Origin of the sequence: Streptomyces sp. NPDC007084 (genome assembly GCF_040703595.1) — a bacterium.
Lineage (GTDB): Bacteria > Actinomycetota > Actinomycetes > Streptomycetales > Streptomycetaceae > Streptomyces.
Genome location: NZ_JBEYFY010000013.1, coordinates 142795 through 159751, shown reverse-complemented (window position 1 = coordinate 159751; position 16957 = coordinate 142795). Strand labels below are relative to the sequence as shown.

Here is a 16957-nt window from a genome sequence, read left to right as displayed (position 1 = left end):
GCGCCGCCCGCGGCCCGCCAGCGGGCGGCGACGGAGCCGGCGTCCCGGCCGTCCTGGGCCGCCTGGTTCAGTTCGTGGCCGAGCAGGTCCTCGGGCTGTACCCAGGTCAGCCGGAGCACGGCGTTCCCGTCAGCGCCGCGTACGCCGCCTCGTGGTCCCGGCGGCGCCGGACGTCACGGCTGAAGATCTCCCGGGTCACCTCGGTGAGCGTGCGCGCCGGGGCCTCCAGGTCGAGGCGGCTGGACTCGGCGACCGTCTTCGCCCAGTCGTGCGGCACCGCGGAGCCCAGCGCTCCGGCGATCGCCCCGGCCATCGTGGCGATCGAGTCGCAGTCGCGGCCGTAGTTGACCGAACCGAGCACCGCGTGCCGGAAGTCGCCGCCGGCGACCACCAACATGCCCAGCGCGACCGGGAGTTCCTCGATGGAGTGCAGCCGGGAGGGCCGGCGCGCGCCGAGCGAGGGGGACCGGTAGTCGGGGCCGACCGTGTCGTAGGGGGCCACCGCGCGGCGCAGCGGGACGAGCGCCGACTCGAAGTCCGTGTACCGGGAGGCGACGTCGCAGACCTCCTCGACGGCGTCCCGGGTGCCGTCCTTGGCCAGCGCCAGACAGGCGGCGACGACCGAGTCGGGGGTCGCGCCGGGCGAGCAGGCCGCCGCGACCGCCGCCGCGAACACCCCGGCCGCCTCGCGCCCGTACGAGGACTGGTGGGCACCGGCGACGTCCAGCGCCTCGGCGTAGGCGCCCGCCGGGTTCGCCGCGTTGACCAGGCCGACCGGCGCCATGTACATCGCGGCACCGCAGTTGACGATGTTCCCCGAGCCCGCCTCGCGGGGGTCCACGTGGCCGTAGTGCAGCCGGGCCACCAGCCACTTCTCGGCGAGGAAGATCCGCTGGAGGGGGAGTGCCTCGGCCTCCAGCTCCGGGATCCAGCGCGGGGCCGTCATCAGGTCGGGGACCAGGTGCGTGGCGACGGAGTAGGCGTCGAGGTGGTCGCGGACGGCGGCGTACACCCGGATCAGCGCGTGGGTCATCAGGGTGTCGTCGGTGACGTGTCCGTCGCCCTTGTGGTACGGGGCGATGGGGCGGGCGGTGGGCCAGTCGTCGCCGTTCCAGGGGCCCACCACTCCGTGCACGCGGCCGCCGTGGCGCTCGATGATCTGCTCGGGGGAGTACCCCTCGACGGGGCCGCCGAGCGCGTCGCCGACGGCCGCTCCGACGAGGGCTCCGGTGATCCGTTCGTCGAGGGTTCCCGTTCCTTCTCCTGTGGGCGTCATGACCGAATCATCCCTTTGGTCCGGCCGGTTCCGGGGAATCGAGCGGGTCGGCGCGTCCCGCCGCTTCGAGGAGTCCGGCCAGGCCGATGAGGTCCGTGCCGGTCAGCCGGGGCAGCGCGCAGCCGGAGAGGGTGCGGCAGGCCTCGCGCCAGGAGGCGGGCAGGGCCGCGCCCCCGCCGAGCGCTCCGCAGAGCGCCCCGGCCAGGGCGGGGGCCGAGTCGGCGACCCGGGACAGACAGGCCGCGGCGGGCACCGCCTCGGCGATCCGGCCGCGCGCGGCGGCCGTCAGGGCCAGTGCGACGGGGACGGTCTCGGCCGCGGCGATGCCGTAGCTGTAGACGTGGTCGACGATCTGGTGTTCCAGCGGCGGGATCAGGGCGAAGACGCTGTCGCCGGCCTGGGCGAGGGCGAGGGCGTGCCGGGCGTTGCGGCCGATCTCCGTCCCGGCGGGGAGTTCGGCGAGGGCGGCGGCCACGCAGGTGTCGACGGGGTGCCCGGCGAGCGCGAGGGACACGGCGGCGGCCATCGCGCGGGCGCCGTGCACCCCGTCGCCGTCCTGGGTGTAGCGGGCGTCGAACTCGGCCAGTTCCGCGGCGAGTCGGGGCTCGCCCGGGTGGGCCACGGCGAGCACACAGGCCCGTACACAGGCCGCGTCGTCGAAGTAGTGCGGGTTGTCGTGGCCGGTGGCGGGCGGGCGCAGGCCGGTGGCGAGGTTGCCGAGCGCGGCCCGGACCGAGATCCGGGCGCGCAGCGGGAGCAGGGCGGACTCGACCTCGGGCGCGCGGTCCGCCGCGGCGGCGACCTCGCCGGCCACGGCGTTCCAGGACAGGTCGATGGCCGCGCGCAGCCGGCGTTCGCGGCCGATGTCGCCGAGGGCGGCTGTCTCACCGGCCCGCAGGACGGCCTCCGCCGCGAACGCCGCCCACTCCGCGTCGTCCGAGGGGCCGAGCCGCAGCGGCTCCGGGGGCTGGTTCAGGGCGATCGGCACGGGCAGGGTCGTCGTGGCGTTCTGCTCCGCGAAGGTGTCGAGTTCGCGGGTCAGCCGCCGGGTCCACTCGGGCATCCGCGCGGCCCGGTGTCGGGCCGCGGGCCACCCGGCGGCATCCCCGGCGGCGAGCCCCAGCAACAGCCCCTCGATCCGCCGGGCCGGTTCCCCGGCAGCCGCCTCCCGGGAGTCGCGGGCCCCCGTGTCCGGGGCGTTCACCTTGTTCCGGGGCGGCGCGTCGGTGTCGCTCCGGGTCGTGCCGGTGTCGCTCCGGGTCGCGTCGGCGTCGCTCCGGGGCGCGCCCGTACCTGAGGCGGGCGCGTCGGTACGCCTGAGGCGCGCCCCCTCCGAGGCGAAGCCGATCACCCCGGGCTCGGCACCCGTCGCGAGAGCCACGGCCGAGGGGCTCGACGCGAGAGCTACGGCCGAGGGGTCCGTCGCGAGAGCTACGGCCGAGGGGTCCGCCGTGAGAGCTACGGTGGAGGGGTTCGCCGTCAGAGTCGCGCGGGAGGGGTCCGTCGCGAGAGCCGCGGCCGGCGGGTCCGCCGCGAGCGGTGTCGCCGGCTCCGCTCCCGCCGCGAGTGGCGGCACCGCGTCCCCGCCGGCCGCGAGCAGCGCCGCGCCGCCCTCCCCGCCCGCCGAGACCGGCATCGGCCCCGCGGCCCCGGCCGACACCGTGCCCTCACCGGACTCGTCCCCGACCGGCCCGGGCCTCATGACCGGACCTCGCTCTCGGGCGAGACCTGTGGGGAGTACGCGCCGGAAGACGCCCCGAGGGGATGCCTGCCCGGGGGTGCCGTGTGGTCGGAGGACAGGGGCGGGAGCGGAGGCGGGGGCATGGGCGGGGCGGGGGTTCCCGCCGGGGTCGTGCGGCCGGCGGTGTGGGGGCGCATGGCGTACGCGGGTCCGGCGGGCGAGGCTCCCGGAGCCCGCCCGGCGTCTGCGGCTCCGACGGGAGCGAGCCCCGGTGCCGGCTCGACAGCGGCCGGGCGGACGGCGTCGGGGGCCGGAGCCGGAGCGGGGTTCCGGGCCGGAGCCGGAGCCACAGCGGGGTTCCGGGCCGGAGCCGTAGCCACAGCGGGGTTCCGGGCCGGAGCCGTAGCCGGGCTCGGGGCCGGGTCCGGCGGGAGGTGGGGGAGAGAGGGCGGGGCCGGTCGCCATTTGTCGCCGGACTCCGGGGTCAGCAGCTCCGCCACGTCCAGGATGTGGTGGCCCTCCATGGAGGGGAGGCAGCTGCCGCGGGCCGGGCCGATGGCGGTCGCCCAGTCCGCCGGGATCGCCGACACCCCCCGGGTGGCACCCGCCAGCGCTCCGGCGACCGCGGCGGTCGTGTCGGCGTCCCGCCCCATGTTCACCGCGGTGAGCACCGACTCGGTGAACTCCCCGTCCGCCGCCGCGTACGCCCCGAAGGCGAGCGCCACGGCCTCGGGGGCCAGGTCGGTCCAGGGGTAGCCGCCGATCACCACCGCCGAGCGCACCGCCCGCTCGCCCCGGTGGGCCACCGCGACCGCCCGGCGCAGCGAGCGGGCCGTCCAGGAGTCGTCCGGGATGACGGCCAGCGCGGAGGCCACGACCGCGATGGTGGGAGCGCCGGCCATCGCGGCGGCGACCCCCGCGGCGACGGCCTGGCCGCCGTAGATGCCCTCGCCGTCGTGGCTCACCGAGCCGTCGATCGCCACGAGCCGGGCGGCCTCGGCGGGCCGACCGGCGGCGAAGACGCCGAACGGCGCCGCCCGCATGGCGAGACCGTCGCTCCAGGCGTGCCGGTGCTGGGCGGAGATGGGCGCCGCGAGCCCCCTGCGGAGGTTCTCCAGGGTGCCGCGTTCGCTGAACCCGGCCCCCCGGAACGGCCCCTCGTCGAGGTCCGCGATCCACTGGTGCCACGCGGACTCGACATGCGCCACGGTGAGCGCGGACCCGTGCCGGGCCAGCAGCAGCCCGGAGAAGATCGCGTACTCGGTGTCGTCGGTGCCGGCCGGATGCTCGGCGACGTACCCGGTGATCCGTCCCCAGCGGGCGCGGATCTCCGACGGCTTCATGTTCTCGGCGGGCGCGCCCAGCGCGTCCCCGACGGCGAGTCCGAGCAGTGCGCCGCGTGCCCGGTCGCGGAGACCGGCGGCGCTCCCGGGGGCCGGGGCCGAGGGAATGCAGGCGATGGAAGCCATACGTGCCTCTCCTCTCAGGGCCCCTGCGGATGCGCGGAATGCGGGCGCGGAACCCTCAGCGGATCTGTCCCACCTTGGCGGTTGACAGGAGCCTCGCGAGCCCCACTGTCACCCGGTCGACATCTGTGCGTGTCATGCCACGGATGAGCGGAAAAGGGTAAAGCCGCAGGTTAGCCCAGCCTTTCCTTGCTGGCGGCGCGGAATTTCGAGGCGTACTTTGGGCGTTGTCGAAAAGTGGAAGACATCCAAATCAACCGTCCAGGGGGACCGGAATGGCGATCATCGAGACCGAGGCGGCGCTGCACGAGGCGCACCGGGACAACCACACCCACCGCGACGTCAACGGCGGCTGGCTGCGCCCCGCCGTGTTCGGCGCGATGGACGGCCTCGTCTCCAACCTCGCGCTGATGACCGGCGTCGCGGGCGGGAACGTATCGCACCAGACGATCGTCATCACCGGACTCGCGGGCCTGGCCGCCGGCGCCTTCTCGATGGCCGCCGGCGAGTACACCTCCGTCGCCTCGCAGCGCGAACTCGTCGAGGCGGAGCTGGCCGTCGAGCGCCGGGAGCTGCGCAAGCACCCCAAGGACGAGGAGCGCGAGCTGGCCGCGCTGTACGAGGGGCGCGGTGTCGAACCGGAGCTGGCCCGCGAGGTCGCCCGGCAGCTCTCCCGCGACCCCGAGCAGGCCCTGGAGATCCACGCGCGCGAGGAACTCGGCATAGACCCGGGCGACCTGCCCTCCCCGGCCGTCGCCGCCGTCTCCAGTTTCGGTTCGTTCGCGCTGGGCGCTCTGCTCCCCGTCCTGCCGTTCCTGCTCGGCGCGACCGCCCTGTGGCCCGCGCTGCTCCTCGCGATGACCGGCCTGTTCGGCTGCGGCGCGGTCGTGGCCAAGGTGACCGCGCGGTCCTGGTGGTTCAGCGGACTGCGGCAGCTCGCCCTCGGCGGCGCCGCGGCCGGTGTGACGTACGCCCTGGGCAGCCTGTTCGGAACGGCCGTAGGATGACGCGACGAGCGCTTATGCGAGGGACCGCATAAGTAGTTGTTACCCGGCGGTTTCGACGAGTTGACCACCGGGCATGAGCCGTAAGCGCCGCAGGCAATGACGCCTGTGCCGCATGCCCGTGACGGGCCACGAAGCCTGCCGCGACCCGGCCCGACGGCCACCGATCTGTCCGTCGACGCCCCATAACCTTCCGCCGCCGAGCGCGGCGATCCGCCGCGACCCCGTGGTGTCCGCATGCTGGAATGAAGTATCCGGTTCCCGAGAACCGCTCCATCATGTAACCTGCACGAAATTTTGCACCCCAGCAGAGGGCCAACGTCGTCCCTCGGCATCAGTCATATGCCACGACGACGACGGGAGAGCCGATGCGTACGCCGCGCCAGCCGTCCCAGCACTCCACGAACGGCCAGAAGTGGTCCTTCATGGATGCTCGCCCTGCTGCCCAGGGTATGTACGACCCCCGCAACGAGCACGACGCCTGCGGCGTCGGCTTCGTGGCCACCCTCACCGGCGAGGCGAGCCACGCGCTGGTCGAGCAGGCGCTCACCGTTCTGCGCAACCTGGAACACCGCGGTGCCACCGGCTCCGAGCCCGACTCGGGCGACGGCGCGGGCATCCTGTCCCAGGTGCCGGACGCCTTCTTCCGCGAGGTGGCCGGATTCGACCTTCCCGCGGCCGGCGCGTACGCGGTAGGCATCGCCTTCCTGCCCGAGGACGGCACGGACGAGGCCGTCTCACGGATCGAGACGATCGCCGCCGACGAGGGCCTCACCGTCCTCGGCTGGCGCGAGGTCCCGGTCGCCCCCGGCCTCCTCGGCGCCACCGCCCGCTCCACGATGCCCGCCTTCCGCCAGCTCTTCGTAACCGACGGCCGCAGCGAGGGCATCGCCCTCGACCGCACCGCGTTCGTGCTGCGCAAGCGCGCCGAGCGCGAGGCCGGTGTCTACTTCCCGTCGCTGTCCGCGCGGACCATCGTCTACAAGGGCATGCTGACCACCGGCCAGCTCGAACCCTTCTTCCCGGACCTGTCCGACCGCCGCTTCGCCTCCGCGATCGCCCTCGTGCACTCCCGCTTCTCCACCAACACCTTCCCGAGCTGGCCGCTCGCCCACCCGTACCGCTTCGTCGCGCACAACGGCGAGATCAACACGGTCAAGGGCAACCGCAACTGGATGGTGGCCCGCGAGTCCCAGCTCGCCTCCGACCTCTTCGGCGACAAGGGCCTGGAGCGGATCTTCCCCGTCTGCACCCCGGACGCCTCCGACTCGGCCTCCTTCGACGAAGTGCTCGAACTCCTGCACCTCGGCGGCCGCTCGCTCCCGCACTCCGTGCTGATGATGATCCCGGAGGCGTGGGAGAACCACGACTCCATGGACCCGGCCCGCCGCGCCTTCTACCAGTTCCACGCCACCATGATGGAGCCCTGGGACGGCCCGGCCTGCGTCACCTTCACCGACGGCACCCAGGTCGGCGCGGTCCTCGACCGCAACGGCCTGCGCCCCGGCCGCTACTGGGTCACCGACGACGGCCTCGTCGTCCTCGGCTCCGAGGTCGGCGTCCTCGACATCGACCCCGCCAAGGTCGTCCGCAAGGGCCGCCTCCAGCCCGGCCGGATGTTCCTGGTCGACACCGCCGAGCACCGCATCATCGAGGACGACGAGATCAAGGCCGGCCTCGCCGCCGACCTGCCCTACGCCGAGTGGCTGGAAGCCGGCGAGATCGAGCTGTCCGACCTGCCCGAGCGCGAGCACATCGTGCACACCCACGCCTCGGTCACCCGCCGCCAGCAGACCTTCGGCTACACGGAGGAGGAGCTGCGGATCATCCTCGCGCCGATGGCCAAGGCCGCCGCCGAGCCGATCGGCTCGATGGGCACCGACTCGCCGATCGCCGCGCTCTCGGCCCGCCCGCGTCTCCTCTTCGACTACTTCACCCAGCTCTTCGCGCAGGTCACCAACCCGCCGCTGGACGCGATCCGCGAAGAACTGGTCACCTCGCTGCGCTCCTCGCTCGGCCCGCAGGGCAACATCCTGGAGCCCACCGCCGCCTCCTGTCGCAGCGTCACCCTGCCCTTCCCGGTGATCGACAACGACGAGCTGGCCAAGCTCATCCACATCAACGCCGACGGCGACATGCCCGGCATGAAGGCCGCGACCCTCTCCGGCCTCTACCGCGTCTCCGGCGGCGGCGACTCCCTCGCCGCCCGCATCGAGGAGATCTGCGCCGAGGCCGACGCCGCCATCGAGAACGGCGCCCGCCTGATCGTCCTGTCGGACCGCCACTCCGACGCCGAGCACGCGCCGATCCCCTCGCTGCTGCTCACCGCGGCCGTCCACCACCACCTCATCCGCACCAAGCAGCGCACCCAGGTCGGCCTGCTGGTCGAGGCCGGCGACGTCCGCGAGGTCCACCACGTCGCCCTGCTCATCGGCTTCGGCGCCGCCGCCGTCAACCCGTACCTCGCCATGGAGTCCGTCGAGGACCTGGTCCGCGCCGGCACCTTCCTCCAGGGCATCGACGCCGAACAGGCCATCCGCAACCTGATCTACGCGCTCGGCAAGGGCGTCCTCAAGGTCATGTCCAAGATGGGCATCTCCACCGTCGCCTCCTACCGCGGCGCCCAGGTCTTCGAGGCCGTCGGCCTCGAACAGGCCTTCGTGGAGAAGTACTTCAACGGCACCACCACCAAGATCGGCGGCGCCGGACTCGACGTCATCGCCCAGGAGGTCGCCGCCCGGCACGCCAAGGCATACCCGGCCTCCGGCATCGCGCCCGCGCACCGCGCCCTCGACATAGGCGGCGAGTACCAGTGGCGCCGCGAGGGCGAGCCCCACCTGTTCGACCCGGAGACGGTCTTCCGCCTCCAGCACTCGACGCGCTCCGGCAGCTACGAGATCTTCAAGAAGTACACGGACCGGGTCAACGAGCAGTCCGAGCGCCTGATGACGCTGCGCGGCCTGTTCGGCTTCAAGTCGGACCGCCCCTCGATCCCCGTCGAGGAGGTCGAGCCCGTCTCCGAGATCGTCAAGCGCTTCTCCACCGGCGCCATGTCGTACGGCTCCATCTCCAAGGAGGCGCACGAGACCCTCGCCATCGCCATGAACCAGCTGGGCGGCAAGTCCAACACCGGTGAGGGCGGCGAGGACGCGGACCGGCTGTACGACCCGGCGCGCCGCTCCAGCATCAAGCAGGTCGCCTCCGGCCGCTTCGGCGTGACCAGCGAGTACCTGGTCAACGCCGACGACATCCAGATCAAGATGGCCCAGGGCGCCAAGCCCGGCGAGGGCGGCCAGCTCCCCGGCCACAAGGTCTACCCGTGGGTCGCCAAGACCCGGCACTCCACCCCGGGCGTCGGCCTGATCTCCCCGCCGCCGCACCACGACATCTACTCCATCGAGGACCTCGCCCAGCTCATCCACGACCTGAAGAACGCCAACCCGCAGGCCCGCATCCACGTGAAGCTGGTCTCCGAGGTCGGCGTCGGCACGGTCGCCGCCGGTGTCTCCAAGGCCCACGCGGACGTCGTCCTCATCTCCGGCCACGACGGCGGAACGGGCGCCTCCCCCCTCACCTCCCTCAAGCACGCGGGCGGCCCCTGGGAGCTGGGCCTCGCCGAGACCCAGCAGACCCTGCTGCTCAACGGCCTGCGCGACCGCATCGTCGTGCAGACCGACGGCCAGCTCAAGACCGGCCGCGACGTCGTCATCGCCGCGCTGCTCGGCGCCGAGGAGTTCGGTTTCGCGACCGCGCCGCTCGTCGTCTCCGGCTGCGTCATGATGCGCGTCTGCCACCTGGACACCTGCCCGGTCGGCATCGCCACCCAGAACCCCGTGCTGCGCGAGCGGTTCGCCGGCAAGGCGGAGTACATCGTCAACTTCTTCAAGTTCATCGCCGAAGAGGTCCGCGAGATCCTCGCCGAACTCGGCTTCCGCACCATCGAGGAGGCCGTCGGCCACGCCGAGAACCTCGACGTGGAGCGGGCCATCACCCACTGGAAGGCGCAGGGCCTGGACCTGTCCCCGCTCTTCTACGTGCCCGAACTCCCCGAGGGCGCGGCGCTCCACCAGGTCATCGAGCAGGACCACGGCCTGGAGAAGGCGCTCGACAACGAGCTGATCAAGCTCGCCGCCGACGCGCTCGCCGCAGACTCGCAGGCCGACGCCCAGCCGGTCCGCGCCCAGGTCGCCATCCGCAACATCAACCGCACGGTCGGCACCATGCTCGGCCACGAGGTGACGAAGAAGTTCGGCGGCGCGGGCCTGCCCGAGGACACCATCGACATCACCTTCACCGGCAGCGCCGGCCAGTCCTTCGGCGCCTTCCTGCCGCGCGGTGTCACCCTCCGCCTGGAGGGCGACGCCAACGACTACGTCGGCAAGGGCCTCTCCGGCGGCCGGGTCATCGTCCGCCCCGACCGGGGCGCCGAGCACCTCGCCGAGTACTCGACCATCGCGGGCAACACCATCGCGTACGGCGCCACGGGCGGCGAGCTGTTCCTGCGCGGCCGTACCGGCGAACGCTTCTGCGTCCGCAACTCCGGCGCCACGGTGGTCTCCGAGGGCGTGGGCGACCACGGCTGCGAGTACATGACCGGCGGCCACGCGGTCGTCCTCGGCGAGACGGGCCGCAACTTCGCGGCCGGCATGTCCGGCGGCATCGCGTACGTCATCGACCTCGACCGCGACAACGTCAACATCGGCAACGTGGACGCCGTCGAGGAACTCGACGACACCGACCGGCAGTGGCTGCACGACGTCGTGCGCCGGCACGCCGAGGAGACCGGTTCGACGGTCGCCGAGAAGCTGCTCGCCGAATGGCCCGTCGCCGTGGAGCGCTTCAGCAAGATCATCCCCAGCACGTACAAGGCAGTGCTCGCCGCCAAGGACGCCGCCGAGCGAGCCGGACTCGACGAGTCCGCGATCACCGAGAAGATGATGGAGGCGGCGACCAATGGCTGATCCCAAGGGCTTTTTGAACCACGGCCGTGAGGTCGCCAGGTCCCGGCCGGTCGAGGAGCGCGTCAAGGACTGGAACGAGGTCTACGTTCCGGGCTCGCTGCTCCCGATCATCTCCAAGCAGGCCTCGCGTTGCATGGACTGCGGCATCCCCTTCTGCCACAACGGCTGTCCGCTCGGCAACCTGATCCCCGAGTGGAACGACTACGCCTACCGCGAGGACTGGCAGGCCGCCTCCGAGCGGCTACACGCCACCAACAACTTCCCGGAGTTCACCGGCCGGCTGTGCCCGGCCCCGTGCGAGTCGGCGTGTGTCCTCGGCATCAACCAGCCGCCCGTGACCATCAAGAACGTCGAGGTCTCGATCATCGACAAGGCGTGGGACAGCGGCAGCGTCGCGCCCCAGGCCCCGGAGCGCCTCTCCGGCAAGACGGTCGCGGTCATCGGATCGGGACCGGCCGGTCTCGCCGCCGCCCAGCAGCTCACCCGGGCCGGCCACACGGTCGCCGTGTACGAGCGCGCCGACCGCATCGGCGGCCTGCTGCGCTACGGCATCCCCGAGTTCAAGATGGAGAAGCGGCACATCAACCGCCGTATCGAGCAGATGCGCGCGGAGGGCACCCGCTTCCGCACGGGCGTCGAGATCGGCCGCGACCTCAAGGCGACGGACCTGCGCAAGCGCTACGACGCCGTGGTCATCGCCGCCGGCGCCACCACCGCCCGTGATCTCCCCGTCCCCGGGCGGGAGTTGAAGGGCATCCACCAGGCGATGGAGTACCTGCCGCTGTCCAACAAGGTGCAGGAGGGCGACTTCGTGGCGCCCCCGATCACCGCCGCGGGCAAGCACGTCGTGGTCATCGGCGGCGGCGACACCGGCGCCGACTGCGTGGGCACCGCCCACCGGCAGGGCGCGGCCTCGGTCACCCAGCTGGAGATCATGCCGCGGCCCGGCGAGGAGCGGAACCCGAACCAGCCCTGGCCCACGTTCCCGATGCTCTACAAGGTCACCTCCGCGCACGAGGAGGGCGGTGAGCGGGTCTACTCCGTCAACACCACCCACTTCGAGGGCGACGAGGACGGCAACGTCCAGTGGCTGCACCTCGTCGAGGTCGAGTTCGCCGGCGGCAAGCTGACCCAGAAGCCGGGCACGGAGCGCCGTATCCCCGCCCAGCTCGTGACGCTGGCGATGGGGTTCACCGGCACCGACGTCGAGAACGGCGTCGTCTCCCAGTTCGGCCTGGAGCTGGACGAGCGCGGCAACATCGCCCGCGACGCGGACTTCGCGACCAACGTGCCCGGCGTGTTCGTCGCCGGTGACGCGGGCCGCGGCCAGTCCCTCATCGTCTGGGCCATCGCGGAGGGCCGCTCGGCCGCCCGCGGGGTCGACCGCTTCCTCACCGGCGCGAGCGACCTGCCCGCCCCGATCCGCCCGACGGACCGCTCGCTGATGGTCTGACCCGCGGATCGGTGACCCCGATCACGTGACCCGTCACGCGAGACGACGGTCACGCACAACGCGTCCCGTACAAAGGCGTACGGAACACGAGACGGCGCCTGCCGAACTGTCCCCGACCGGACGACCTGGCAGGCGCCGCCGCATGCCCGGAGCCCTACGGGATCCGGTACGTCTCCCCGTACACCTTCCACACCAGCGGCGTGTCCAGGCCGAGGTTCCCCTCGCGCAGGAAGACCCGCTGGGCGGTGTCGATGCGGGTGGTGTCGCGGTGCGCGTCCCGGGACCGCATCGCCGCGCGCCGCACGTCCAGGAAGGTGTTCAGATACGCCGTCTCGTCGCCGCCCTGCGACGGCGGCCTCGCCTCGCGCAGCGCCCGCTGCCGCAGCCCGTAGAAGCCGTAGTCGCCGGTGCCCGGACCGTGCATCACCATCGCGTCGTAGTAGACGAACTGGCCCAGCGTGCCGAGGCCGTCGTGGCGCGCCTGCCGGACCGCCGGGTCGAAGTAGACGCGGTCGCGTTCGGAGTCCTGCGCGGCCCGGAACGCCGGCACCGTCGCCTCGTGCCGCCAGGCCGCGGGGAAGCCCGGGTCCAGGCCCTCGTGCGAGTCCGACCCGTCCACCTTCCGCAGCGCGGGCAGATAGCGGGCGAGCCCATTGTCCGGGTGCCGCCTGGTGTACGACTCGACGAGGGTGAGCAGGTCGTGGGTGCCGGTGCAGAAGCCGATGACGCCCGCGGTGTAGCCCTGGCCGTCGCCGATGTCCTCCACGTATCCGTACGCCTGCCGCCAGTCGAGCGTCGAGTTCTCGGCGCTCGCCACGATCTGCTGGGCCAGCTCCTTCTTCGCCGGCGCGGCGAGCCCGGCCCGCTCCGAGTCGGCTCTCGCCTGACGCTCCGGCACGAGGAAATAAGCCACAGCCGCGACAAGAACGGGAACGACCACCAATAACAGGAAACCCGCGCGTTTCATGAGGGACAGGGTACGCAGCGGTGGTGGGACCGGGGACGGCGTACGGGGATGCCGCACCCGAAGTTCACGCGCGCGTCCGCCCGGTACGCGCCCCCCTCGGCCGGGACCGTCACGTGAGCGCACTCCTCCTGCCCGCCCCGGGCGCGATGCCGTGCCCGGAAGGTGATCTGCCCACCGAGTGTCGGCCGCTCGGGGGGCCCTCGTGAACCGGACCCCCGCTTCGGCCTGAACGGCCTTGTCCTCAATCGCCGGACGGGCTAAGAACCCTTCAGCCCCTCCGGCTCTTGAGGAGCGGGGTCTGAGGCGGAGCAGGTGAGCAACTGCCGTGTGGAGACGCACCGTTGGCTTACAGCGGGGGCCGTGGCACGCTGGGGGCCGAGGGGGCGGGGCTATGGGCGGGCGCGGGGAGCGGCGGGACGGGGCGGCCACGGGGGAGCGGGTGGCCGACTGGGCCGACGGCCGGCTCGGGATCTACTCGCTGGCCAGGGCCAACATGCGCAAGGTCTTCCCGGACCACTGGTCGTTCATGCTCGGCGAGGTCTGCCTCTACAGCTTCATCGTGCTGATCATCACCGGCGTCTACCTCACCCTGTTCTTCGAACCCAGCGGCGTGGAGGTCGTCTACCACGGCTCGTACGGTCCGTTGAACGGCATCGTCATGACCCGGGCCTACGAGTCCACCCTCGACATCAGCTTCGACGTACGCGGCGGACTCCTGATCCGGCAGATCCACCACTGGTCGGCGCTGGTCTTCCTCGCCGGCATGCTCGTGCACATGATGCGGGTGTTCTTCACCGGCGCCTTCCGCAAGCCCCGCGAGGTCAACTGGCTTTTCGGCTGGACCCTGTTGATGCTCGGCCTGCTCACCGGCCTGACCGGTTACTCGCTCCCGGACGACCTGCTCTCCGGCACCGGCGTCCGCTTCGCCCAGGGCGCGATCCTGTCCGTCCCGGTGGTCGGGACGTACCTCTCCTTCTTCCTGTTCGGCGGCGAGTTCCCCGGGCACGACATCATCCCGAGGTTCTTCCCCATCCACGTCCTGCTGCTGCCGGGCATCATGCTGGGGCTGGTCGTCGCCCATCTGATCCTGGTCTTCTACCACAAGCACACGCAGTACCCGGGGCCCGGGAAGGACCAGAAGTCGGTCGTCGGGATGCCGTTCATGCCGGTCTACATGGCGAAGGCCGGCGGGTTCTTCTTCCTGGTCTTCGGTGTGCTGTCGGTCATGGGCGCGATCGCCACCGTCAACCCGGTCTGGGCGTTCGGACCCTACCGGCCCGACCTGGTGACCACCGGCGCGCAGCCCGACTGGTACCTCGGGTTCTCCGAGGGGCTGATCCGGGTGATGCCGGGCTGGGAGATCAACGCCTTCGGCCACACCCTCCAGTTGGGCGTCTTCATCCCGTTCACGCTCTTCCCGCTGATCATGGCCGCGATCGCCGTCTACCCGTTCATCGAGGCGTGGATCACCGGCGACCGGCGCGAGCACCACATCCTGGACCGGCCGCGCAACGTCCCCACCCGCACCGCGCTCGGCGTCGCCTGGCTGACGCTGTACGCGATCCTGCTCGTCGGCGGCGGAAACGACCTGTGGGCCACCCACTTCCACCTGTCGATCAACGCGATCACCTGGTTCGTCCGCGTCGGCGTGTTCGTCGGGCCCGCGCTCGCCTTCGTCGTCACGCGGCGCGTCTGTCTCGGGCTGCAACGTGCCGACCGCGACAAGGTGTTGCACGGCCGTGAGTCCGGCGTGATCAAGCGGCTGCCGCACGGCGAGTTCGTCGAGGTCCACGAACCCCTCACCCCGGCCCGGCGGTTCACCCTCACCCAGCACGAACAGCCGCCGCCCTTCGAGGTGGGGCCGCTGGTCGACGCGAACGGCGTGGTCCGCCGCGCGGGACCGACGCGGCGGCTGCGGGCCCGGCTGGCGCGCGGCCTCCTGGGGCCCGACGCCCAGGTACCCAAGCCGACCCCCGAGGAGTACCGGGAGATCACGAGCGGGGACGGGCACCACTGACCTCGGCCAGCACCCGCGCCCGGCACTCGCCCGGCGTGCCCCAAGCGGTGCGCAGGGCACGCGCCTTGGTGAGCCACAGCGACAGGTCGTACTCGGCTGTGTAGCCGATCGCGCCGTGCAGTTGCAGCGCGGTCCGGGCCGTCGTGTACGCGGCCTCGGCCGCCATGACCTTGGCGGCGGCCACGTCCGCCGGCGTCATGGTCAAGGCGGCCCCGAACAGCAGCGGGCGGGCGAACTCCAGGGCGGTCCTCGCGTCCGCGAGCCGGTGCTTGACCGCCTGGAACGAGCCGACCGGCACACCGAACTGGGTGCGCTGCCCGACGTACGCGACGGTCCGGTCGAGGAGCGCGAGGCCCACCCCGAGTGCCTGCGCGGCCGTCGTGAGCCGGGCCCAAGTCAGCGCCTGCCGCGCGGCGTTGACGACCTGCGGTCCGCTCGCGAGGAGTTCACCGCCGTCCGCCGGCCGCGCCAGACGCCGGGCGGGGTCCACGGACGCGCGCACCGGGCCGTGCCCCGGCGCGAGACGCAGGGCCGCTCCCTCCACGGTGAGGACCACGGTCGCCCGGTCTGCGTCGAGCGCGTACCCGCCGTCCACCGCGAGGGTGGCCACGCACTCTCCCGAGGCGAGTCCCGGCAGCAGCCGCTTGGCCGGTCCCGACTCCCCCCGCTCGCCCAGAGCGCTCAGCAGGGCCGCCGCCGCGACCGACTCCACCACCGGGCCGGGTACCGCATGCCGGCCCAACCCGACGTACGCCAGGGCCAGTTCGACAGGCAGTGGGCCGAGGCCCTCGTACGTCTCCGGGACGGCCAGCGCGAAGACCCCGGCGTCCGCGAGGCGCGCCCACAGGGCCCGGCCGGGCGCGGGATCGCCAGCCGCCCAGGACCGTACGGCCGACGGGGTGTCCGCGGCCGACAGCATCGCGTCCAAAGAGGCGGCGAAGGCGCGCTGTTCGGCGTCGAGGAGGAAACGCATCAGCGGCGGCCCTTCGGGAGGCCGAGCAGCCGCTCGGCGATGATGTCGCGCTGGATCTCGTTCGTGCCCGCGTAGATCGGCCCCGCCAGCGCGAAGACATAGCCCTCGGCCCACGCCGTGTCCGCCAACTCGCCCTCCGGGCCGAGCAGATCGAGCGCCGTCTCGTGCAGCGCGATGTCCAGCTCGGACCAGAACACCTTGTTCAGGCTGGACTCCGGCCCGATCGCCTCCCCGTCGAGGAACCGGGAGGCGCCCGCGTAGGTGAACAACTGGTAGGCGCGCGCGCCGATCACCGCGTCGGCCACCCGGTCGCGCAGCGCCGGGTCCGCCGGGTCCCCGCGCTCGCGCCACAGCGCCACCAGCCGGTCGGCCGCCGCCAGGAAGCGGCCCGGTGAACGCAGCGTCAGCCCACGCTCGTTGCCCGCCGTCGACATCGCCACCCGCCAGCCCTGGCCCGGCTCGCCGATCACGTCCTGGTCCGGGACGAACACGCCGTCCAGGAAGATGTCCGCGAACGCCGGTTTCCCGTCGAGCCGCCCGATGGGACGCACCGTCACCCCGGGCGCCCGCAGGTCGAACATCAGATACGTCAGGCCCTGATGAGGCCTCGGCAGGCCCGGCTCGCTGCGGAACAGGCCGAACGCGCGGTCGGCGAACGCGGCCCGCGACGACCAGGTCTTCTGCCCGCTCAGCCGCCACCCCCCGGCCACCCGCACCGCACGCGACGACAGCGAGGCCAGGTCGGAACCGGCACCCGGCTCGGACCACGCCTGCGCCCAGACCACCTCACCCGTCGCCATCGGCGGCAGCACCCGCGCCCGCTGCTCGGGAGTGCCGTGGTCGAAAAGGGTCGGCGCGAGCAGGCTGATCCCGTTCTGCCCGACCCGGCCCGGCGCGCCCGCCGCGTGGTACTCCTCCTCGAAGGCCAGCCAGCGCATCAGATCCGCGTCCCGGCCCCCGTAGGCCGCCGGCCAGGACACCACCGACCAGCGGTCCGCGGCGAGTTCGGCCTCCCAGGCGCGGTGCGCGGCGAACCCCTCCGCCGTCTCCAGGGAAGGCAGCGGGTTCGCCGGGACATGCGCGTCCAGCCAGGCGCGCGCCTCCGCGCGGAACGCCTCGTCGGCGGGGGAGGGGGTGAGATCCATCGGCGGCACCTCTC

The 16957-nt window shown here is 72.7% G+C and carries 9 protein-coding genes and 1 pseudogene; 4 read left to right on the top strand and 6 right to left on the bottom strand.

Translation table 11 applies throughout. The features are described 5' to 3' along the window. Positions 1 to 106: 106 nt before the first annotated feature. The 3 genes and pseudogenes from AB0912_RS14455 to AB0912_RS14445 form a co-directional block, all read right to left on the bottom strand. Positions 107 to 1276 carry an ADP-ribosylglycohydrolase family protein gene (locus AB0912_RS14455; RefSeq protein WP_366699327.1) on the bottom strand — a complete coding sequence of 390 codons (1170 nt, stop codon included), beginning with the start codon at positions 1274 to 1276 and terminating at the stop codon, positions 107 to 109. 7 nt (positions 1277 to 1283) lie between these two features. Next, positions 1284 to 2480 (bottom strand): ADP-ribosylglycohydrolase family protein, encoded by a 1197-nt coding sequence (locus AB0912_RS14450; protein WP_366699353.1) that lies wholly within the window; start codon positions 2478 to 2480, stop codon positions 1284 to 1286. 962 nt (positions 2481 to 3442) lie between these two features. Beyond that, positions 3443 to 4426 (bottom strand): annotated as a pseudogene (locus tag AB0912_RS14445) (ADP-ribosylglycohydrolase family protein); the annotation flags it as partial. A 272-nt stretch (positions 4427 to 4698) separates the two neighbouring features. Between AB0912_RS14445 and AB0912_RS14440 the strand changes: the two are divergent. The 3 genes from AB0912_RS14440 (at position 4699) to AB0912_RS14430 (ending at position 11841) form a co-directional block, all read left to right on the top strand. After that, positions 4699 to 5430 (top strand): VIT1/CCC1 transporter family protein, encoded by a 732-nt coding sequence (locus tag AB0912_RS14440; protein ID WP_366699325.1) that lies wholly within the window; start codon positions 4699 to 4701, stop codon positions 5428 to 5430. Positions 5431 to 5852: 422 nt separating this feature from the next. Beyond that, on the top strand, positions 5853 to 10388 hold the full coding sequence (gltB, locus tag AB0912_RS14435) for a glutamate synthase large subunit (protein WP_366699323.1): 4536 nt from the start codon (positions 5853 to 5855) through the stop codon (positions 10386 to 10388). Continuing rightward, the gene (locus AB0912_RS14430) at positions 10381 to 11841 is read left to right on the top strand and encodes a glutamate synthase subunit beta (protein WP_366699321.1); all 1461 of its coding nucleotides are present in this window, start codon (positions 10381 to 10383) and stop codon (positions 11839 to 11841) included. Before gltB ends, AB0912_RS14430 begins: the two co-directional genes overlap by 8 nt. 154 nt (positions 11842 to 11995) lie before the next feature. On the opposite strand, the gene AB0912_RS14425 is transcribed toward AB0912_RS14430, so the two are convergent. Next, positions 11996 to 12808, bottom strand: coding sequence for a chitosanase (locus tag AB0912_RS14425; protein WP_366699319.1), 813 nt, complete (start codon positions 12806 to 12808; stop codon positions 11996 to 11998). Between the two features lie 391 nt (positions 12809 to 13199). Between AB0912_RS14425 and AB0912_RS14420 the strand changes: the two genes are divergently transcribed. Beyond that, positions 13200 to 14825, top strand: coding sequence for a cytochrome bc complex cytochrome b subunit (locus tag AB0912_RS14420; RefSeq protein ID WP_366699317.1), 1626 nt, complete (start codon positions 13200 to 13202; stop codon positions 14823 to 14825). Here the strand turns inward: AB0912_RS14420 and AB0912_RS14415 are convergent. Further along, positions 14800 to 15798 (bottom strand): acyl-CoA dehydrogenase family protein, encoded by a 999-nt coding sequence (locus AB0912_RS14415; RefSeq protein WP_366699315.1) that lies wholly within the window; start codon positions 15796 to 15798, stop codon positions 14800 to 14802. The two genes, AB0912_RS14420 and AB0912_RS14415, sit on opposite strands and share 26 nt — an antisense overlap. After that, on the bottom strand, positions 15798 to 16943 hold the full coding sequence (locus tag AB0912_RS14410) for an acyl-CoA dehydrogenase family protein (RefSeq protein WP_366699313.1): 1146 nt from the start codon (positions 16941 to 16943) through the stop codon (positions 15798 to 15800). The genes AB0912_RS14415 and AB0912_RS14410 overlap by 1 nt, the downstream gene beginning before the upstream one ends. Between the last annotated feature and the right edge of the window lie 14 nt (positions 16944 to 16957).

Excerpts from the sequence above, each read along its gene's own strand:
- AB0912_RS14455 (WP_366699327.1), bottom strand. The coding sequence starts at position 1,276 with ATGACGCCCACAGGAGAAGGAACGGGAACCCTCGACGAACGGATCACC.
- AB0912_RS14440 (WP_366699325.1), top strand. The coding sequence starts at position 4,699 with ATGGCGATCATCGAGACCGAGGCGGCGCTGCACGAGGCGCACCGGGAC.
- gltB (WP_366699323.1), top strand. The coding sequence starts at position 5,853 with ATGGATGCTCGCCCTGCTGCCCAGGGTATGTACGACCCCCGCAACGAG.
- AB0912_RS14430 (WP_366699321.1), top strand. The coding sequence starts at position 10,381 with ATGGCTGATCCCAAGGGCTTTTTGAACCACGGCCGTGAGGTCGCCAGG.
- AB0912_RS14425 (WP_366699319.1), bottom strand. The coding sequence starts at position 12,808 with ATGAAACGCGCGGGTTTCCTGTTATTGGTGGTCGTTCCCGTTCTTGTC.
- AB0912_RS14420 (WP_366699317.1), top strand. The coding sequence starts at position 13,200 with ATGGGCGGGCGCGGGGAGCGGCGGGACGGGGCGGCCACGGGGGAGCGG.
- AB0912_RS14415 (WP_366699315.1), bottom strand. The coding sequence starts at position 15,798 with ATGCGTTTCCTCCTCGACGCCGAACAGCGCGCCTTCGCCGCCTCTTTG.
- AB0912_RS14410 (WP_366699313.1), bottom strand. The coding sequence starts at position 16,943 with ATGGATCTCACCCCCTCCCCCGCCGACGAGGCGTTCCGCGCGGAGGCG.